Annotated in this window: 15 protein-coding genes and 2 rRNA genes; 4 read left to right on the forward strand and 13 right to left on the reverse strand. The window is 60.9% G+C overall.

What is annotated here, in order from left to right; translation table 11 throughout:
- Nucleotides 1-81: 81 nt before the first annotated feature.
- The 3 genes from V6V88_RS20150 to V6V88_RS20160 all read right to left on the reverse strand — a co-directional run bounded on the left by V6V88_RS20150 (nt 82) and on the right by V6V88_RS20160 (nt 5,969).
- A 23S ribosomal RNA gene (locus tag V6V88_RS20150) occupies nt 82-2,966 on the reverse strand.
- 341 nt (nt 2,967-3,307) lie between these two features.
- Nucleotides 3,308-4,837 (reverse strand): 16S ribosomal RNA (locus V6V88_RS20155).
- Together the 16S and 23S rRNA genes form the textbook arrangement of a ribosomal RNA operon.
- A gap of 832 nt (nt 4,838-5,669) precedes the next feature.
- Entirely contained in the window at nt 5,670-5,969 is a 300-nt protein-coding gene (locus V6V88_RS20160) for a hypothetical protein (protein ID WP_223576448.1), read from the reverse strand.
- A 122-nt stretch (nt 5,970-6,091) separates the two neighbouring features.
- Here V6V88_RS20160 and V6V88_RS20165 point away from each other — a divergent pair, with 122 nt between their 5' ends.
- Nucleotides 6,092-7,024, forward strand: coding sequence for a LysR substrate-binding domain-containing protein (locus V6V88_RS20165; RefSeq protein WP_062841783.1), 933 nt, complete (start codon nt 6,092-6,094; stop codon nt 7,022-7,024).
- Between the two features lie 143 nt (nt 7,025-7,167).
- On the opposite strand, the gene V6V88_RS20170 is transcribed toward V6V88_RS20165, so the two are convergent.
- Nucleotides 7,168-8,685: an acetyl-CoA hydrolase/transferase family protein gene (locus V6V88_RS20170; RefSeq protein WP_223576449.1), complete on the reverse strand. Its 1,518-nt coding sequence runs from the start codon at nt 8,683-8,685 to the stop codon at nt 7,168-7,170.
- Nucleotides 8,686-8,931: 246 nt separating this feature from the next.
- On the opposite strand from V6V88_RS20170, the gene V6V88_RS20175 reads away from it, so the two are divergent.
- Nucleotides 8,932-9,858: a LysR family transcriptional regulator gene (locus V6V88_RS20175; RefSeq protein ID WP_223576450.1), complete on the forward strand. Its 927-nt coding sequence runs from the start codon at nt 8,932-8,934 to the stop codon at nt 9,856-9,858.
- A gap of 226 nt (nt 9,859-10,084) precedes the next feature.
- Nucleotides 10,085-12,499 carry a DUF3772 domain-containing protein gene (locus V6V88_RS20180; RefSeq protein ID WP_175155010.1) on the forward strand — a complete coding sequence of 805 codons (2,415 nt, stop codon included), beginning with the start codon at nt 10,085-10,087 and terminating at the stop codon, nt 12,497-12,499.
- 36 nt (nt 12,500-12,535) lie between these two features.
- Here the strand turns inward: V6V88_RS20180 and V6V88_RS20185 are convergent, their stop codons facing one another.
- From V6V88_RS20185 to V6V88_RS20195, 3 genes are all read right to left on the reverse strand, one after another.
- Nucleotides 12,536-13,219, reverse strand: a complete 684-nt coding sequence (locus V6V88_RS20185) for a hypothetical protein (RefSeq protein ID WP_056326941.1) — start codon at nt 13,217-13,219, stop codon at nt 12,536-12,538.
- 44 nt (nt 13,220-13,263) lie between these two features.
- The gene (locus V6V88_RS20190) at nt 13,264-13,740 is read right to left on the reverse strand and encodes a hypothetical protein (RefSeq protein ID WP_056326939.1); all 477 of its coding nucleotides are present in this window, start codon (nt 13,738-13,740) and stop codon (nt 13,264-13,266) included.
- Between the two features lie 339 nt (nt 13,741-14,079).
- Nucleotides 14,080-14,481: a hypothetical protein gene (locus tag V6V88_RS20195; protein ID WP_223576451.1), complete on the reverse strand. Its 402-nt coding sequence runs from the start codon at nt 14,479-14,481 to the stop codon at nt 14,080-14,082.
- Between the two features lie 98 nt (nt 14,482-14,579).
- Between V6V88_RS20195 and V6V88_RS20200 the strand changes: the two genes are divergently transcribed.
- Complete coding sequence (locus tag V6V88_RS20200) at nt 14,580-14,870, forward strand: antibiotic biosynthesis monooxygenase family protein (protein ID WP_056326936.1); 291 nt, start codon at nt 14,580-14,582, stop codon at nt 14,868-14,870.
- 34 nt (nt 14,871-14,904) lie between these two features.
- Here the strand turns inward: V6V88_RS20200 and V6V88_RS20205 are convergent, their stop codons facing one another.
- The 6 genes from V6V88_RS20205 to V6V88_RS20230 all read right to left on the reverse strand — a co-directional run bounded on the left by V6V88_RS20205 (nt 14,905) and on the right by V6V88_RS20230 (nt 20,213).
- Complete coding sequence (locus V6V88_RS20205; RefSeq protein WP_062841777.1) at nt 14,905-15,261, reverse strand: nucleotide pyrophosphohydrolase; 357 nt, start codon at nt 15,259-15,261, stop codon at nt 14,905-14,907.
- Between the two features lie 27 nt (nt 15,262-15,288).
- Nucleotides 15,289-15,909, reverse strand: a complete 621-nt coding sequence (locus V6V88_RS20210) for a 3'-5' exonuclease (RefSeq protein ID WP_338616110.1) — start codon at nt 15,907-15,909, stop codon at nt 15,289-15,291.
- Between the two features lie 4 nt (nt 15,910-15,913).
- Nucleotides 15,914-16,138, reverse strand: coding sequence for a DUF1653 domain-containing protein (locus tag V6V88_RS20215; RefSeq protein WP_338616111.1), 225 nt, complete (start codon nt 16,136-16,138; stop codon nt 15,914-15,916).
- A gap of 117 nt (nt 16,139-16,255) precedes the next feature.
- Entirely contained in the window at nt 16,256-17,599 is a 1,344-nt protein-coding gene (locus V6V88_RS20220; RefSeq protein WP_338616112.1) for a methyl-accepting chemotaxis protein, read from the reverse strand.
- A 160-nt stretch (nt 17,600-17,759) separates the two neighbouring features.
- Nucleotides 17,760-18,470 (reverse strand): glutathione S-transferase, encoded by a 711-nt coding sequence (locus V6V88_RS20225; RefSeq protein WP_223576452.1) that lies wholly within the window; start codon nt 18,468-18,470, stop codon nt 17,760-17,762.
- Between the two features lie 144 nt (nt 18,471-18,614).
- Nucleotides 18,615-20,213 (reverse strand): GMC family oxidoreductase N-terminal domain-containing protein, encoded by a 1,599-nt coding sequence (locus V6V88_RS20230; protein WP_338616113.1) that lies wholly within the window; start codon nt 20,211-20,213, stop codon nt 18,615-18,617.
- Nucleotides 20,214-20,224: the final 11 nt, after the last annotated feature.

The following is a 20,224-nucleotide window of genomic DNA, read 5'->3' on the forward strand; positions in this document are numbered from 1 at the left end:
GCTGCTGACGGTGCAGCCAGTATTTTGTATTGAACGACACTTGGAACGCTATATCACCAGGTCAATAACCATCAGTGTTATAGGATCAAGCCTCACGGGCAATTAGTATCGGTTAGCTTAACGCATTACTGCGCTTCCACACCCGACCTATCAACGTCCTGGTCTCGAACGACCCTTCAGGGGGATCAAGTCCCCGGGATACCTAATCTTCAGACGAGTTTCCCGCTTAGATGCCTTCAGCGGTTATCTCTTCCGTACTTAGCTACCCGGCAATGCCATTGGCATGACAACCGGTACACCAGAGGTACGTCCACTCCGGTCCTCTCGTACTAGGAGCAGGCTCCGTCAAGTATCCAACGCCCACGGCAGATAGGGACCAAACTGTCTCACGACGTTTTAAACCCAGCTCACGTACCTCTTTAAATGGCGAACAGCCATACCCTTGGGACCGGCTACAGCCCCAGGATGAGATGAGCCGACATCGAGGTGCCAAACACCGCCGTCGATATGAACTCTTGGGCGGTATCAGCCTGTTATCCCCAGAGTACCTTTTATCCGTTGAGCGATGGCCCTTCCATTCAGAACCACCGGATCACTATGTCCTGCTTTCGCACCTGTTCGACTTGTCAGTCTCACAGTCAAGCACGCTTATGCCATTGCACTATCAGCACGATTTCCGACCGTACCTAGCGTACCTTCGAACTCCTCCGTTACACTTTGGGAGGAGACCGCCCCAGTCAAACTGCCCACCATGCACTGTCCCCGATCCGGATAACGGACCAAGGTTAGAACCGCAAACAAACCAGGGTGGTATTTCAAGGATGGCTCCACGTGATCTAGCGACCACGCTTCAAAGCCTCCCACCTATCCTACACAGGCCGGTTCACAGTCCAATGCAAAGCTACAGTAAAGGTTCATGGGGTCTTTCCGTCTAGCCGCGGGTAGATTGCATCATCACAAACACTTCAACTTCGCTGAGTCTCAGGAGGAGACAGTGTGGCCATCGTTACGCCATTCGTGCAGGTCGGAACTTACCCGACAAGGAATTTCGCTACCTTAGGACCGTTATAGTTACGGCCGCCGTTTACCGGGGCTTCGATCAAGAGCTTGCACCCCATCACTTAACCTTCCGGCACCGGGCAGGCGTCACACCCTATACGTCGACTTTCGTCTTTGCAGAGTGCTGTGTTTTTAATAAACAGTCGCAGCCACCGATTCTCTGCGACCCCATCATGCTAAGCGCGCAGGCGCTTCACACTACCGGGGTATACCTTCTCCCGAAGTTACGGTATCAATTTGCCGAGTTCCTTCTCCTGAGTTCTCTCAAGCGCCTTGGAATATTCATCCCGTCCACCTGTGTCGGTTTGCGGTACGGTCTCGTACAGCTGAAGCTTAGAGGCTTTTCTTGGAACCACTTCCGATCACTTCGCAAGCAATGCTCGCTCGTGCCATACCCTTGATTTACGCGCCCGGATTTGCCTAAGCGCCATCTTCGATACAGCAACAGGGACATCCAACACCCTGATGATTTTCCGCGATCCGTCCCCCCATCGCACTGTACGACGGTGCTGGAATATTAACCAGCTTCCCATCAGCTACGCATCTCTGCCTCGCCTTAGGGGCCGACTCACCCTGCGCCGATGAACGTTGCGCAGGAAACCTTGGACTTACGGCGAGGGGGCTTTTCACCCCCTTTATCGCTACTCATGTCAGCATTCGCACTTCTGATACCTCCAGCAGCCTTTACAAGCCACCTTCGCAGGCTTACAGAACGCTCTCCTACCGCGTGCACTAAAAGTGCACACCCGCAGCTTCGGTTTATCGCTTAGCCCCGTTACATCTTCCGCGCAGGACGACTCGATCAGTGAGCTATTACGCTTTCTTTAAAGGATGGCTGCTTCTAAGCCAACCTCCTGACTGTCTATGCCTTCCCACTTCGTTTCCCACTTAGCGATAATTCGGGACCTTAGCTGGCGGTCTGGGTTGTTTCCCTCTTGAGTCCGGACGTTAGCACCCGGTGCTCTGTCTCCCAAGCTGTACTTGCGGGTATTCGGAGTTTGCCATAGTTTGGTAAGTCGCCATGACCCCCTAGCTATAACAGTGCTCTACCCCCCGCAGTAATACTTGAGGCACTACCTAAATAGTTTTCGGAGAGAACCAGCTATTTCCAGATTTGTTTAGCCTTTCACCCCTATCCACAGCTCATCCCCTAATTTTTCAACATTAGTGGGTTCGGTCCTCCAGCACGTGTTACCGTGCCTTCAACCTGGCCATGGATAGATCATCTGGTTTCGGGTCTACACCCAGCGACTAAATCGCCCTATTCGGACTCGCTTTCGCTACGGCTTCCCTATTCGGTTAACCTTGCCACTGAATGTAAGTCGCTGACCCATTATACAAAAGGTACGCAGTCACCCCACAAGGAGGCTCCTACTGTTTGTATGCATACGGTTTCAGGATCTATTTCACTCCCCTTCCGGGGTTCTTTTCGCCTTTCCCTCACGGTACTGGTTCACTATCGGTCGATCACGAGTATTTAGCCTTGGAGGATGGTCCCCCCATCTTCAAACAGGATTTCACGTGTCCCGCCCTACTTGTCTTACGCTTAGTTCCACACACAGAATTTCGTCTACAGGGCTATCACCTGCTACGGCCGGACTTTCCATTCCGTTCGACTATCCTGCGCGCTAAAACGTAAAGGCTCATCCGATTTCGCTCGCCACTACTTTCGGAATCTCGGTTGATTTCTTTTCCTCGAGCTACTGAGATGTTTCAGTTCACCCGGTTCGCTTCCACTAGCCTATGTATTCAGCTAGGGATACTGCATTGCTGCAGTGGGTTTCCCCATTCGGATATCTGCGGATCAAAGCTTGTTTGCCAGCTCCCCGCAGCTTTTCGCAGGCTACTACGTCCTTCATCGCCTGTGATCGCCAAGGCATCCACCATATGCACTTAGTCGCTTGATCCTATAACGCTGTAGGCTATAGGACCTGAGTATTAGCGTTTGTGCCGTTCATAAGTTTCAAAGCAGTCTGAGGCTTATCACCCCAGTCTTGAGAACTTGGAACAAAAATAATGCAATCACAACCCGTGCCCATCTTCATCAGCAACGCCGATTACTCGATGAACACATTTTCGTTGTGCTTCTTCCAGATTGTTAAAGAACAAATGTAGCTGTTGGGTAAAACCCAACTGATAGCGCTGCAAGCAGCGCTATCAGTTAGTTTCTACGCTGCGCCAAACCTTGACGCCAGCTACAACAAACAACCGATAAGAGTGGACGCTTAACACGAGCACGTAAGCTCTGAAAGGAGGTGATCCAGCCGCACCTTCCGATACGGCTACCTTGTTACGACTTCACCCCAGTCATGAATCCTACCGTGGTAATCGCCCTCCTTACGGTTAGGCTAACTACTTCTGGTAAAACCCACTCCCATGGTGTGACGGGCGGTGTGTACAAGACCCGGGAACGTATTCACCGCGACATGCTGATCCGCGATTACTAGCGATTCCGACTTCACGCAGTCGAGTTGCAGACTGCGATCCGGACTACGATCGGGTTTCTGGGATTGGCTCCCCCTCGCGGGTTGGCGACCCTCTGTCCCGACCATTGTATGACGTGTGAAGCCCTACCCATAAGGGCCATGAGGACTTGACGTCATCCCCACCTTCCTCCGGTTTGTCACCGGCAGTCTCATTAGAGTGCCCTTTCGTAGCAACTAATGACAAGGGTTGCGCTCGTTGCGGGACTTAACCCAACATCTCACGACACGAGCTGACGACAGCCATGCAGCACCTGTGTTCCGGTTCTCTTGCGAGCACTGCCAAATCTCTTCGGCATTCCAGACATGTCAAGGGTAGGTAAGGTTTTTCGCGTTGCATCGATTAATCCACATCATCCACCGCTTGTGCGGGTCCCCGTCAATTCCTTTGAGTTTTAATCTTGCGACCGTACTCCCCAGGCGGTCAACTTCACGCGTTAGCTGCGCTACCAAGGCCCGAAGGCCCCAACAGCTAGTTGACATCGTTTAGGGCGTGGACTACCAGGGTATCTAATCCTGTTTGCTCCCCACGCTTTCGTGCATGAGCGTCAGTGTTATCCCAGGAGGCTGCCTTCGCCATCGGTGTTCCTCCGCATATCTACGCATTTCACTGCTACACGCGGAATTCCACCTCCCTCTGACACACTCTAGCTCGGTAGTTAAAAATGCAGTTCCAAAGTTAAGCTCTGGGATTTCACATCTTTCTTTCCGAACCGCCTGCGCACGCTTTACGCCCAGTAATTCCGATTAACGCTTGCACCCTACGTATTACCGCGGCTGCTGGCACGTAGTTAGCCGGTGCTTATTCTGCAGGTACCGTCAGTTTCCCGGGGTATTAACCCGGAACGTTTCTTTCCTGCCAAAAGTGCTTTACAACCCGAAGGCCTTCATCGCACACGCGGGATGGCTGGATCAGGGTTTCCCCCATTGTCCAAAATTCCCCACTGCTGCCTCCCGTAGGAGTCTGGGCCGTGTCTCAGTCCCAGTGTGGCTGGTCGTCCTCTCAAACCAGCTACGGATCGTCGCCTTGGTGAGCCGTTACCCCACCAACTAGCTAATCCGATATCGGCCGCTCTAATAGTGCAAGGTCTTGCGATCCCCTGCTTTCCCCCGTAGGGCGTATGCGGTATTAGCTACGCTTTCGCGTAGTTATCCCCCGCTACTAGGCACGTTCCGATACATTACTCACCCGTTCGCCACTCGCCACCAGACCGAAGTCCGTGCTGCCGTTCGACTTGCATGTGTAAGGCATCCCGCTAGCGTTCAATCTGAGCCAGGATCAAACTCTTCAGTTTAATCTCTGTATTTGTTTCGTATTCTTGGTCTGAATAAATCCAAACCAGGTCATACGTCGCTACTCAAAGGAAGTGAGGTATGTTCTTAAACTTGACGTCTAAGGTACTTCACTTCTAGTGAGCACTTGATTTCTTGTGCTTGCGATAAGGCCGAAACCTAATCGCTGCACCCGCATCAAGCGCCCACACTTATCGGTTGTTTAGTTGTTAAAGAGCGGTACTGCTAAATTCTGTACTACTGGTTTCTGCCCTCAACTTCGGGCAACTTCGCTTTTGCGTCGTCGCTGTCGTTGCAGCAGAGAAACGAGATTATGAAGAAGTTTTTATCGCTTGTCAAGTCAGCTTCGCTTTTGCTTTACGCAGTTGCGTCACTTGCTTGCGGCGACCTCTTCAGGTCTCGCCAGGACTTTCGTCCTGCCCTAGCAGTTATTGAAACTTCAGGGTAAACCCTAATTTTTCAGTAACTGCCAAGCCCAAAAGTATAGCACAATTTTTGCAAATCTTGCAACTGGCTTCTGCCTGATTTGCGTTGATCCTTGCAATAACCGCTTGGCGTTCATTACTGATTACCGTGGCGGCAGGTGAGATTGGGTTGCCCCGTCACCTGTTGCACTTGCTTGGCTTCGCGTCTCAAAACTGTCTGAGCTGCGAAGGAGCGAGACTATAGCACAGAATTTTGGGCTGTCATGCCAGTGTCGCAAATTTTTGGTGTGTCGGCGGCAGCGGGGATCCGCCAGCCACGGGTAACGCGATTCGCTGTCTCTCTCTATATATAGCGAACCAGCGAGGAACCCGTGCGTGGGAGGCGGCGGACGCGGGCGAGCGGGGTCACTTACCAGCGCAGGTAATGATTGTTGCGCAACCGTGCGAGATCGCGGCTCAGGGCGACTTCGTTTACCAGCCATTGGGGCGCGCCCACGTCATTGAGCAGGTGGGTATCCATGTCTTGAGCGAGGTTGCGCATACGCCGTTCGTTGCGGCGAGCACAGTAGGCGTTCCACAGACGCGCCATGAAACTGCGGTCTGGGGCCTGGGCGCTTTCCAGCACGGCGACCGGTTCGGCGTGGGCCAGGTTGGCTTTTGGGGGTGCACCGGCCAAGGTGACAGGCGGCATGAAAGACTGAGCGGTCATCACGGGCTCCTTTGCTGATCCGTTTTGGTAAGCGTAGTCGCCCAATGCCCGCCTGAAAATCCAATTGTTTTGGCATGATCGGTAAGCTACGATGACCAGTCAAATTCCAGCCTGGATCTGCCATGCGATTACCCCTCAATACGCTTCCTGCGTTTCGCGTTGTCGCGGAATTGCAGAATCTTCGCGCTGCGGCGGAGCGCCTTCACCTTACACATAGCGCGGTCAGCCAGCAGATCAAGGTGCTGGAAGAGCAGATTGGTTTTCCGCTTTTCGAGCGCAGCGGGCGCGGCATCGTCCTCAACTCGGCGGGCGCGGCACTTCTGTGCAGCGTGCAAAGCGCCATGGCGCTGCTCGATGAAGGGCTTATGACGGCGAGCGCGGCTGCGTCCGGCAGCGAGCAAAGACTGCGGGTGTCCGTGCTGCCTTCGTTTGCCCAGCGGTGGTTGCTTCCGCGCATGGCACGTTGGCGCGCACGGCATCCCGGCCTGGCGTTGGAGATCGAGACGTCCCAGCAATTGGTCGACTTGTTGCGCGACGGCTTTCATGCCGCGCTTCGAATCGGGCAAGGGCCCTGGCCCGGCGTGGAATCTGAGCCGCTGTTCGATGTGCCCTTGCCGCTGATCGTGCTTGCTTCGCCCGAGACGATGGCCGCCCTACCCGACAACTCCCCCCAAACGTTGGCGCGCCAACCGCTGCTGGGCGAACGTGACCTATGGCAGCATTGGTTTGCAGCGGCCGGATTTCCGACGCAGGTCACGCCTGTGGCGTCATTCAACGATGCGGGGATGATGCTGCAAGCAGCTGAGCAGGGGCTGGGAATTACGTTGGGCCGAGAACTGCTGGCGGCGGATGCGCTGTGCGCGGGGCGGCTTGTGCAGGTGTCTCCGGTGCGGGTGCACTACGAATTGGCGCAGACCTATCACCTGGTCTATCGGCCAAGCTTGCGGGACTGGGCGCCCCTGGCCGAGTTCAAGCAGTGGCTGCGCGACGAACTGGAAATTTCGCGCCAGACTCTGGTGACCTCCAAGTCCGAGGACGAGAACGAGGCCCAGTGAAAAAAAAGGTAAAGCAGCATGCAGCCGCTTTACCTTGACCAAAACACGGCGTCCGGCAGGACCTAGCCTCAAACAGCCTGGGTTCGCTTCGCTCGAAGCCCAGGCGGACGCCGCGACGGCGGCAGTCAATCTTTAGTCCCGCATCAGGCGACCTTGCGGGCGGATGCGGCGACCGGCTGCATCGAGTCGGTTTCGTTGAACCGCTGATGCCACGAGAATGCTTCCTCGAGCAGATGCGGCGTCTGGCCGCCGCGTTCGCAGGCGCGATCGAAGTAGTCTTGCAGCGCGTCGCGATAAGACGGATGCACGCAGTTCTGGATGATGGCCCGCGCGCGCTCGCGCGGGGCGAGACCGCGCAGGTCGGCCAGACCGCATTCCGTGACCAGCACATCGACATCGTGCTCGGTGTGATCGACGTGGGACACCATCGGGACCACGCTGGAGATGTCGCCACTCTTGGCCATCGACTTGGACACGAAGATCGAGATATGCGCGTTGCGGGCGAAGTCGCCTGAGCCGCCAATGCCGTTCATCATGTGCGTGCCGCCAACGTGCGTGGAATTCACGTTGCCGTAAATGTCGAATTCCAGCGCCGTATTGATGGCAATGATGCCAAGGCGCCGCACGATTTCAGGCGCGTTGCTGATCTCTTGCGGGCGCAGCACGATGCGCTGGCGGTAGTGTTCCATGTTGGCGAGGATCTTTTCATACACCGGCTTGGACACGGTGATGGAGGACGCCGATGCGAATGCGAGCTTGCCCTGGTCGAGGAGCTCGATGGCGCTGTCCTGCAGCACCTCGGAGTACATGACCAGGTTCTCGAAGTCGGATGACTCGAAGCCGTGCAAAACCGCATTGGCGATGGTGCCGATGCCTGCCTGCAGCGGCAGCAGCGAGTTGGTCAGACGGCCGGCGTTGACTTCGCCGCGCAGGAATTGGTTGATGTGGCCCGCGATCGCGTTGGTTTCTGCGTCGGGCGGCAGCGCGTTGGAGGGGCTGTCGGGCTCTTGCGTGATGACGATGGCGGCGATGCGGGAAGGATCCACTTCGATGAAGGGCTGGCCGATGCGCTGGTCTGCCGACACCAGGCCGATGGGCTGGCGGGCGGGACGGTCACCGGGGATGTAGATGTCGTGCAGACCTTCGATGGCCGCGGGCACGCTCGTGTTCAGTTCGACGATGATCTTGTCGGCCTGTTGCACGAACGACGCCGAATTGCCCACCGACATCGTCGGCACGATCGCGCCGGTTTCGGTGATGGCGGCGGCCTCGATGATGGCCACGTTGATGGGGCCCAGGTGACCGGCCCGCAATTGTTCCACCGTTTCGGACAGATGCTGGTCGATGAAGGCGATTTCGCCTTGATTGATCTTGCGGCGCAGGGTCGTGTCGACCTGGAACGGCAGGCGCCGCGCGAGCGCATTGGCCTGCGCCAGCATCTTGTCGGTGTCGTGCCCGAGCGATGCGCCGGTGATCAAGGTGATGGAGAGCGGTTCGCGTTCGGCTCGCGCGGCCAGCGCAGCGGGCACCGACTTACAGTCGCCCGCCCGGGTAAATCCGCTCATTCCGACGGTCATCCCATCCTGAATCAGTAAGGCGGCCTGTTCGGCTGTGGTGATCCGGGCGTGCAGTTCTGGGTTGCGGATCCGGTCGAAAGGCATGTTGTCTCCAAATTCAAAGGCTTGCGGCTTAGGGCCGGGCGCGGCGAAGGATCTACAGCGCCCGGGCACCGTCTGACGCGGCGTTTCCCGAGGTTCCAAGAGCCGCAGATGCGGGCGATGGAACGATTTTTCGGCAGTATAGGAACGCGGGCGCAAATCTCGTAATGACTTAAAATCATCCAATCCAGTCGTTTTTTTCATCATTTGTGTTTTTGTCGCGCATCGCGCGAAGGGGCAAGCATTCCCATGGACGTGCGCGCTTTGCGGTATTTCGTGGAAACCGTCCGCCATGCCAGCTTCACGCAGGCAGCGAAGGCGCTGTTCGTCACGCAGTCCACGGTGAGCAAGATGATCCGGCAGCTGGAAGAAGAAGCCGGCACGCCGCTCCTGATTCGCGATGGGCATACGGCCCGCCCCACCGATACAGGCCGGGTCATGTACCAGCGCGGTCTGCAGGTGCTGGAGACCATGCGCCAGCTGTCGGAAGAACTGCGGCAAACCGCGGAACTGGGGCGCGGCGCGCTGGAGGTGGGTATTCCCCCGATGATCAATCTGCTGTTCACGCCGGTGGTCAAGCGGTTTCGTGAATTGCATCCCGGCATTCATCTGACACTGCGCGAAGGGACCGGCCAGGCCGTGGAAGGCCTGGTGGCCAGCGGCGAACTGGAGGTTGGAGCCACCATCCTGCCGGTCGCCCCCGACGGCGGCCTGGTTGCTCAAGCGTTTGGCAGCTATCCGATTTGGGTGATTGGACCGCCCGACGCGCCCTGGTCCGGAAAGACCTCATTGCCGCTGAGCGCGTTGCGCGACGCGCGGCTGCTGATTCCCACCGACGACTTCGCGATCACCCGGCGGTTGCGCCAGGCGTTTGCCGATGCGGGACTGCAGCCCAGCATCGCGGCGCAGAGCGCTCACTGGGATTTCCTGGTGGCGATGGCGTCGGCAGGGCTGGGGGTGGCCCTGCTTCCCGAACCCCTGATGCAGCGGATGAAGACGCGGGGCCTTAGCACCGCCAAGCTGGCGAAGTCCGGCATGCAGTGGGAAGTTGGGCATATCTGGCTGCAATCCGGCTATCTGTCGTTTGCCGCCCGCGCCTGGCTGGAAGTGTGCGATGCCGTGCTGGGCAAGCCTCGGAGCCGGGCGGCGCGCGCGCCCCAAGGATCTGGGAGTTGAATCCAAACGTTCGGCTCGTAAACAGGGGTTGCGAGGGGGCCATCGCCGACCGCGGGCGACGCCCAAGCGCCGCAAATCCGGCCCCGTTTTTATGCCCGCCAACGGCAATATTCACCGTGCAGGCATGAGCTCTGAAATTTAGGGACGCAACAGCATTTTTGTTGCAACGGACAGCCGGGCGGCTTGTTATGCTGCCGCCTCGACGCGAGCAACTCGCCCCAAGAACATGATCCCCACCACGTACCCTCTGCTCATGCGCGCCCGCCTCGTTCGCGCACCCAACCTGGCGGCGCTGCTTGCCGCGCTGCTGCTGGTGTTCAGCTTGCTGCCCGCCTTTGCGGCGCCGCCCGCCACCCCAGCCGACACCGAAGCCGTACTGGCCGCCGCGCGTAAACAGATCGACGAGATCCGCAAGCAGATCCCCGACCAAACGGACGACGCCGTGCTGCTCAAACAGCGTGGCGAAGCGCTGGATATTCAATCGAAAGCGGATGCCGCCACGGAGGCGCTGACGCCGCAGCTGGCCAGCGTGACCGCGCGCCTGAGCGAACTGGGCACGCCGCCGGACGGCGCCAAGGAAGCGCCCGATGTGGCGGCACAGCGCACGCAGCTTGAGAAAAACAGCCGCGCCCTGGACGCGCAACTCAAGCTGGCGCGGCTACTGTCGGTAGACGCCGGACAGACCGCCGAACAGATATCGGCCCAGCGGCGCAAGCAGTTCCAGGCGCGCCTGGGCGAGCGCCGCGATTCCTTCCTGTCTGGCCAGTTCTGGACTGAATTCCGCCAGGAATTCCCCCGGGATCTGGAGCGGCTGGAAGCCCTGCGCGATGACCTCACCACCGCCGTCGGACAGACGCCCAAGTGGGGCTGGCTGCTGCTCGCCGTCGTCGCCGGCCTGGCGATTGCACTGCGCGTCTGGGTTGGCCGTTACCTGCTGCAGTTGACGGCAACGCGCGTGCCGCCTGGCCGGTTGCGCCGTTCTTTCCTGGCCGTGGCCCTCGTCGCGCTGTCGGTCGCGACGCCCGGCGTGATCGCCTTGCTGATCCAGGCCGGCCTGGACTGGCGGTCGCAACTTTCGGACCGCACCGCGTCACTCCTGACCAACCTGGTGGCGACCGTGTGTTTTGGCGGGTTCGTTTCGGGGCTGGGCTTCGCGCTGCTGTCGACCAAGCGTCCTTCCTGGCGCCTGCCGCCGGTCAGCGACATCGTGGCGAACCGCCTGCGCTGGCTCCCCGGCACGCTGGGCGTGCTGGTGGTCCTGATCTGGCTCGCCGAAAGGTTGCCCGTGCTGCTCGACGCCAGCCTGACGACGACCATTACGCTGACCGGCATCGTGGGCGTGCTGAGTATGGCGATGCTGGCCGCCGTATTGGCGATCAGCCGTCGCCTGCGCCGGCAGGTCATGCAGGACAGCGAAGCGCCGATTCCGCTGTGGGTCTCGCTGATGCTGGCCGCCATCTGGACGGTGCTGATCGTCAGCCTTGCCAGCCTGCTGGCGGGCTACGTGGCGTTTGGAAGCTTCCTGGTCAAGCAGGTCTTGTGGGTGCTGATCGTGCTGGCCTCGGCCTACCTGGCCTCCACGCTGATCGAGGACGGTTTCAGCACGCTGCTGGGTACGGCGCACCGCGAAGGTGGCGAAGGCGAAGGACCCAGCATGCGCGATCAGGCCGCGGTGCTGCTGTCGGGCCTTGGCCGCGTGGCGATCGCGCTGCTCGCCATCATTCTGGTGCTGGCGCCCTTCGGCGAGGCGCCGATGGATCTGGTGCAGCGCTTTGACCAGTTGCGTAAAGGTCTGGCCATTGGTGAGGCGCAGATCCGCCCGGGCGCGGTGCTGCAGGCGCTGATCGTGCTGGCGCTGTCGTTGCTGAGCGTCAAGATGCTCAAGCGCTGGCTCTCGAACCGCTACCTGCCCACGACCGAACTGGATCCCGGCATGCAGTTGTCTGCCGCGACGCTGTTCGGCTACGGCGGTTTCGTGCTGGCGGTGGCGTTGTCGCTGTCCGCCGCCGGGATCGGTCTGGAACGGGTCGCGTGGATTGCGAGCGCGCTGTCGGTGGGTATCGGTTTCGGCCTTCAGGCCGTCGTGCAGAATTTCGTGTCGGGCCTGATCCTGCTTGCCGAGCGGCCGGTGAAGGTGGGCGACTGGGTGTCGCTCGGCGGCGTGGAAGGCGACATCCTGCGCATCAACGTGCGCGCCACCGAGATCCAGATGGGCGACCGGTCCACGGTGATCGTGCCCAATTCCGAATTCGTGACGAAGACGGTGCGCAACGTGACGCGGTCCAACCCGCTTGGGCTGGTGCAGATCAAGCTGCCCATGCCGCTGTCGACGGATGCCGAAAAGGTGCGCGAGCTGATGCTGCAGGCCTTTGCCGATCACGAGGACGTGTTGGAGTCGCCTGCGCCCAACGTATTCCTGGACGGGATCGATGCAGGCCACCTGATCTTCAACGCGAGGGGCTACGTGTCCTCGCCCCGTGCGGCGTACGGCGTGCGAAGCGCGCTTCTATTCACGGTGCTAAAGCGGCTGGACGAGGCCAAGCTCGAAGTGTCGTCGCCGCCGACGATGCTGATTGCGGCGGCGCCGGAGCCCGCGCAGGCGCCTGCGCCCATCGCGGTAGCCCCGCCCGCTTCACCCTGATTGCCCGCGCGGCCGCCCGGCCTCGGCCCCGCCGTCTCAGCCGGGCGAATACAGGTCGGCAAACTGCTGACGCTCCAGGCGGGGATTGCGAAGCGGCGGCGCGGTAAACGCCGCGCTGCGAGCCGACATCACGGGATAGCCTTGCGGCGCCTGCGCCTGGGGCGCGACGGGCACGGGGCCCGCGGTCTGGACGGGCGTTTGCGGCGCGACCTGCGCCACGGCGCCGCTGTCGAACCGGTGATCCGCCGTCGTCAAGGCCGGATTGGTGCAAAGTCCCTGCGCCACCAGCGCCGCCTTGGTGCGGTCGTCGGTCTGGCACAGGATATCGATGGCTGCCGTTTCCAGACGCCGCGAGCGGTCCGCGTCCTTGGTCGACGCCGCCGCCTGCATCGTGCGCTCGAAGTTGCGGCGAAGGCTGCATTTTTGATCTTCGATTGGAATCGCAACGTTCATCCCGAATCCCACGACGGAACCGCCGCCGCCCGCCGACACCATGCAGCTGTCGGACGAGAACGAGCCGTAGAAGCTCTGGCCGCCGACCGGCGGCGCGCTGCGCAACGTGCTGGTGCCGCTATTGCTGGAATTGAGCGTGATGCCCTGGTTGTTGCCCGCATTGGTCGACCCGGACGATGCCGAGGTCGATGAGCTAGACGTGCTGGTCTGCGCCCCGGCCGACATGGCGGCAAGCGACAGGGAAATGGCTAGAACTATGGTTTTCATGATGTCCCCTCGCCCGGACGGCCGAAGCCGTCCGGATAATTCGGTCAGCGATTGAATCCGCCGACATGGCCCACCGCGCCGATGCCGTGTATCGACCCGAAAGCGCCGATGTTCGCTGCATGGAACGTCCCCGTCGCCGATGCGCTCGTTTCCGTCTTGCCGAACGTGGCGCCGCCGTTCGCGATGCTGTCGCCGACCATGATCGGCGCGTTGCCCGACACATGCCCGTAAGACTCGCTATTGGCGTATTGCCGTGTGCTGGTGACGACTTGCGTACCGTCGCGGCTGAACGTGCCGCCGACCTCCGCGATGCCGCCCGTGCTGCCGAACGACGTCTGGCTCGATGAGCCGTAGCCGTTGATCTGGGTGGCGACCACCGAACTGCCGGTGGAGATGGATGACGCGGTACCGTTGATGGCGCCGGCGTGGCCGGTTACCGAACCTCCGACCTGGCCCGGGCCAGTAGCGTAAGCCGATGCGGCGAACAATGACAACGCGGCGACTGCTGCGAGCTTTTTCATTTGAGCTCCTCCTGATCCGTCTGCACGGATGCACAGGTGCCGGAGACCGACCGGCGCGGACCGTTACTCCCCCAGGTACTGCGCCCGTCCAGGGCCAGGGCGTGGGACTTTCGTATTGGTACGGAATGATTGCGCCGTCCTAGGCAGGTCGGTATCGGTTAAACGAACGACCGGGTCTTTCTGGCGGATGGACTCGCGAATTACACAAACCTGAAAGAGGAGACGCCGGGCCCATGCGGCCATGCGTATGGATGACGCCAAGCGTGCGCGAAGGCCCGCCGTCCGGGCGGCTTTCAGCTCAAAGGATGGGTGTGCGCGCGGGCGGCTCGCGCATGATATCTAGCGCGCAAGAGGGCGAGCCCCCTCTTGCGCCAAGCGCAGCCACCAGCCGGTCTCGCGCCGCGCCAGCATCAGGTCCACGGCCACCATGACCAGCAGGAATCCGCACTCGGCCAGATTCAGATTGGCGACAACTTGATAGGTCGCCAGCAGGGCGATGCCGGTGACGCCGGCAAGATATGCGGGCCAAGCGGGCGGCACCCCGGACGCGACGGCTCGCGGGCGGCGCGACAGGCACAACCACGCCACCAGCGGCAGGCTCAGCATCGACAGAGGGATGTAAATGGCGATGGCCGACAGCAGCACGTCGACCGCGAACTGCGTATGCAGGAACAGGGACATCAATACGATCATGCCGACGCCCACATACCAGAGCAGGCGAACGGAAATGAGACGAGTCAAGGTAACGGCTCGGTGATTCATCAATCGGACTGGAAGCGGAAATTTCGGCCATACTACTCCCGGCCTTGCCCCCTCCCCCTTCAATCGGAGACAAAACCATGATTCAGGAGATTGCCAGCATCCACGTCCGCGAAGGACAGGAAGCGCTGTTCGAAGCCGGTGTGACTCAGGCGAAGCCGCTTTTTCTGCGCGCCAAGGGTTGCCATGGCATGGAACTGTACCGCAGCATCGAGCAGCCGCAGCGTTACACGCTGGTGGTGGACTGGGAAACGGTCGAAAACCACATGGTGGATTTCCGCGAGTCGCCCGATTTCCAGGAATGGCGCAAGCTGGTGGGCGGCTTTTTTGTCGAGCCGCCCCAGGTGCACCACGAACAGAAAGTGATCTGAACGCCCCCGCACCGCGCAGCAGCACGGCGCGGCGCTATTCTTGCGGCGGCTCGTTGTACTTGCGCGCACTGCGCCGGAACGCATCGGCGGGGTACTTGCTGGCGTTCTTCTCCATCTTGCCGGCTACCGCCTGCGCGATATCGATGCCCAGTTGATCGGCAAGCGCCACCAGATACATCTGCACATCGGCGATCTCGTCCGCGGCATCCGCAAGGCGGGCGGCAGACATATTGCGCGACTCGTCTTCGCTTAGCCACTGAAACAGCGAAACCAGCTCGCCCGTTTCGCCCGCCAGGGCCATGGCCAGATTCTTCGGCGAATGGAACTGCTGCCATTCGCGTTCGGCCGTGAACTGACGCACGGCAAGCCGGATCTCTTGCAGGTCTGACATGGGAACTCCCACAAAAATGACGCCGCGCTAAACCGAGGCCAGGCGAGCGCTGGCCGCCAGCGCCACCGCAACGGTCGTGCGCACGTCGGCCAACGCCCGGTGAGTGGGCTGCGAAGCGCCCACGTGCCGCGCAAGGATGTCGAGCTTGTGCGACGTCAGCTCGGGCCACGCGCGGCGCGCCAGCGCCAACGTGCAGTGGGTGGCGTTCGAGAAAGGCATCCCCGTCTGGTCTGCCGCCGCGCTGAGGAAGCGCCGATCGAACGAAGCGTTGTGGAAAAACACCGGCAGGTCCTCGACAAACGCCAGGAACGAAGAAAAGGCCTGCGCGACCGGTATGCCGTCGCGATCGACTTCGGCCTGCGTGATGCCGGTAAGGCGCGAAATGAAGGAGGGCACGCGTGCGCAGGTCCGCACGACCTGTGTGTACTCGTTCACCACGACGCCGCCCTCGCCGACCCTGACCGCCGCGAATTCAAGGATTTCGCAACTGGCAGTGGACAGGCCGGTCGTTTCAAGGTCGGCCACGATGAACGGGCCGCCCAACGCGTCAAGGGCTTGCGTGACCGCGGCCTGAACTCGGGCCGCCGGCCGGAAGGAGCGTGCCGGTGATGCGCCGCTCGAAGGCGTGCGCCGATAGAAAAAGCTCACGGGCCTACTCCGCGGGATGCAGCGCTGCGAAGCGGTCCGAACCGTCGGCAAGCTTGCCAAAGAACAGCTCGGCCGGTCGCACCCACAGACCGCGCGCGTGCGGCCAAAGATGTTCGTACACCACCATCGACTCCTCGGTCTCGGAATAGCGGGCAGTGCCCACATAGCGATACAGGCCGCCCTTGTAGTGGCGGTGCGTGGCAAGTGCTAGGGCTTCGGATTCGGTCATGGACATCGGCGGCAAATGGCGTGGCCCGCGGCGGAAACTGCCCGCGCGGGCCACGGGGGATCGGCAATGCCGTCTTTATAGCGCAATCGGGACCCGCTCCGCGCGGGCTGGGCCGCGTCACGCGGCGCGCAGACGTGCCGTGGCCTCGACGCGGGTTTCGGTCAGGTCTTCGGTGACGGCTGCCAGCTTGGCCGATTGCGCGAGCGACACTTCAACGACCTGACCCATGATTTCGGTGACGCGGCGCGATGAGGCCACGATGCCCTCCATTGTGCCTCCTGCTGACTGGACGTGCACCGCGCCGCCTTCGACCTGCGCAACCGACGTCGTGATGAGCGCCTTGATTTCCTTGGCGGCGGCGGCGCTGCTCTGCGCCAGGTTGCGGACCTCGGACGCCACGACCGCGAACCCCTTGCCGTGTTCGCCCGCGCGCGCCGCTTCGACCGCGGCGTTCAGCGCCAGGATGTTGGTCTGGAATGCGATGCCGTCCATGACCCCGATGATTTCGGAGATTCGGCGCGAACTGCCGGTGATGGCTTCCATCGTGGCCACCACCTCGCGCATCGTGTCACCACCGGTTTCCGCGACGCGGCTTGCGTCCTGCGCAAGGCTGTTGGCCTGCCGCGCCCGTTCGGCGTTCTCCGTCAGGCCTTGCACGGCGACCTGCAACGTCTGCGCCGCCGTAAACCGCTTGGTAATGTCGGTGGCAAATTTCACGACCTTGAAGGGCCGGCCCTGCGCGTCGAAGATCGGGTTGTAGCTGGCTTCGATCCACACCTGGCGGCCGCCCTTGCCCAGGCGCATGTACTGACCCGTGTCATGTTCGCCATTGCGCAGCCTGCGCCAGAAATCCTTGTAGGCCGTGCTTCTTGCCTCGTCGGCAGGTACGAACATGCTGTGGTGCCGGCCCAGCACCTCGTCCGCGCGATAGCCCACCGCATTGAGGAACAGGTCGTTGGCGCGCACGATGGTGCCGTCCAGTTCGAACTCGATGATCGCCTGAACCTTGGAGATCGCCGCGAGCTGGCCTTCGGAATCCGCCTGCCGGTGTTGCTGCTCGGTGATGTCCGTGGCGTACTTGATGACCTTCAGCGGCTGTCCGCGCTTGTCAAAGATGGGGTTGTAGGACGCCTGCAGCCAAACATCGGATCCGTCTTTGCGAATTCGCCGGTAGCGGCCGGAATCATGGGCGCCCTGCCCCAGCCTTTCCCAGAAGGCCGCATACTGCGCCGACCCGCGCTCTTGCGGCGCGATGAACATGCGATGGTGTTGTCCCTGGATCTCGTCGAGCACATAGCCCATGGTGTCCAGGAAATTCTGGTTGGCCGTCAGTATGTGGCCATTCAGATCAAACTCGATGACCGCCTGCGATTTATGGATCGCGTCGATTTGTCCGAGCAGATCAGCCTTGTCGGTGCTGCGGTATCCACGGATGAAGCGGCCAAGAGTATGCCAAAGCATGGTGACCTCCAGGGGTGAGTTTGCCGGCGTGCCTGGTACACGTGTATCTAATAGATACTATTAATCCCAGAAATTATCACGACTCATCGCGTTTTTTTTGGAATCCGTCGAAAATAAATTCGAATCGTCGTCACGACGCACACTCCGGGTAATCCCGGGTTCAAGCCGCATCCAGCTCGCGATATTGACGGAAAATACCTTCGCCAAATGGAAGACGGCGTCCGCTTGCAAAATACGCCTGCAATTCGGGCAGCGCAGTCACGCGTTCGTGCAGCGCAAACACATTGGGATAATCGGCCGCCACCGTGGCCATGCGTTTAGGAAAGGCGTACAACAGCCCGTCGACCAGGTGATACAAGGACAGGTCGACATATGTCCATTTGCCGCCTCCCGCCAGCCAGGCATCCTTCCCGTCCAGCAGCCGCTCGAAGTATCCCAAAAACTTCGGAATCCGCTCTTCGCGAAAGACCCGGGCGCGACGAGCGGCCTCTTCCTTCTGGTCTTCGTAATAATCGCTGGCGGAAATGGGGTGATGGGTGTCGTGCGCTTCGGCCACCATGTCGGCGATCGTGAGTTGCAGCTGATTTACCCACAATCGCCCTTCGAGCGATTCAGGGGCAAGGCCATGTTTCTCGCCAAGGAAAAGCAGGATGTTGGCCGTCTGCCCCAGCGTCATTTTTCCGGCCACCAGATAAGGCGGGGCAAACGGCGGATGCTTGCGGGCGGATCGCATGTCATCGATCAACTTGCCTTCGTCGGCGCCCGGCTCACGCGCCCGCTCCCGATAAGGAATGCCGCCCGCTTCCAGCGCCAGGCGCACGAATTCTCCTCGTCCGGGGATGCCATCCCAATACCAAAGGTCGTAAGTCATACGGTCTCCTTTCAGTTGGCGCAGCCGAGTCTGGAGTCTGCAGCCGCGACCGGCTGTTAGCAAGGCGCATGCCGCAGACGCGGAAAACGCGGCGATAAAAAACGCGCAGACGGCGGGCCTGCGCGTTTTTCGTGCGGGGGGGCGTTACCCCTGCGCCGCGTCTTCAAGAATCAATTCGGCGCCGCGTTCGGCCACCATCATGACAGCGGCCTGCGTGTTGCCGGAAACCATTTTCGGCATGACCGACGCATCCACTACGCGCAGTCCCGTCAGCCCATTGACCCGCAAACGCACGTCGGTGACGGCCGCCGCATCTGTCCCCATGCGGCAGGTGCCGATGGGGTGATAGATGGTCTGACCGTTGCGCCGAGCGAAATCCAGCCATTCGTCGTCGGTGTCCACATCCGGCCCCGGGCTGATTTCCGCTTGCACATAGCGCTGCATGGCGGGCCGGCCCACGATGCGCCGGGCCACCTGCATGCCGCCCACCAGGCTATCGCGGTCGACCTGCGCGGACAGGAAGTTGGGCCGGATGGCAGGTCCGGCCATGGGATCGGCCGACTTGATGTGAATGGACCCGACCGACTCGGGACGCAACTGGGCCACGCCGATGGTCATGCCAGGGTGACGATCCAGGATGCGTTCGGCCGCGTTGGCGTAACTGGCGTGCACAAAGAAGAACTGCACGTCCGGCGTGGGCAGGCCGGGACGGCTCTTCACGAAGCCATGCACCAACCCCGTGCCGAGCGTCAGGATGCCTTTGCGGCTAAGGTAATAGCGCGCCACCTGCTTCGCCAGCCGCCAGCCGCGCGACATCTCGTTCAAGGTCACCGTGTTCTTGACGCGCCAGTTCATGCGCGTGGCGAAGTGGTCGATGTAGTTTTCGCCCACCGACGGCTGCGCGTGCACGAGGTCGATGCCATGCGTCTTCAACAGGGCCGGATCGCCCACGCCGGACAATTCGAGCAATTGCGGCGACTGCACCGCGCCCATGCAGAGCAACGTTTCGCGGCGCGCGCGCACCGTGTGCTCTTGCCCGTTCTTGCGATAGGCCACGCCGACGCAGCGCTTTCCTTCGAATACCAGCCTCGTGACGTGGGCGCCGCATTCGACGCTGAGATTGCGCCGGCCGGCCGCCGGTTTCAGGTAGCCGTCCACGACGCTCCAGCGCCGGCCACGGTGCTGGAGCACCTGGTAATAGCCCACGCCTTCCTGGTCGCCGCTGTTGTAATCCGGATTGAACGGCTGGCCGTCTTCGCGCGCGGCCTGCAGGAAGGCATCCGACACGGGAAAGCGTTCGGCGACCTCTTCGAGGTGCATCGGTCCATCCTTGCCGCGGTGCTCGCCCCCCGGCGCGTAGTTCTCGATCTTGCGGTAGATGCGCTCGGCCAAGTCGCGGCCCCAACCTGCCGCGCCGGCCGCCACCCAGCCGTCGTAATCCTGGGGCTGGCCGCGCACGTAGATCATGCCGTTGATGAGCGTCGATCCACCCAAGCCCTTGCCGCGCGGCACGGCGATGACCCGGCCGTGGACGTTGTCCTCGGGCTCGGTCGCAAAGCGCCAGTTGTATTGCGGATCGACCAGCAGCTTGGAAAAGCCCGCTGGAATCGGAATCCACATGCTGCGCGCCTCGTGGCCGGCTTCCAGCAGCAGTACGCGATACCTGCCATCCGCACTGAGGCGGTTGGCCAGGATGCAGCCGGCCGTTCCGCCGCCCGCGATGATGAAATCGTAGTCGCCCATCTTTTTCCACC

Source organism: Achromobacter sp. E1 (assembly GCF_037039475.1).
GTDB lineage: Bacteria > Pseudomonadota > Gammaproteobacteria > Burkholderiales > Burkholderiaceae_B > Achromobacter > Achromobacter mucicolens.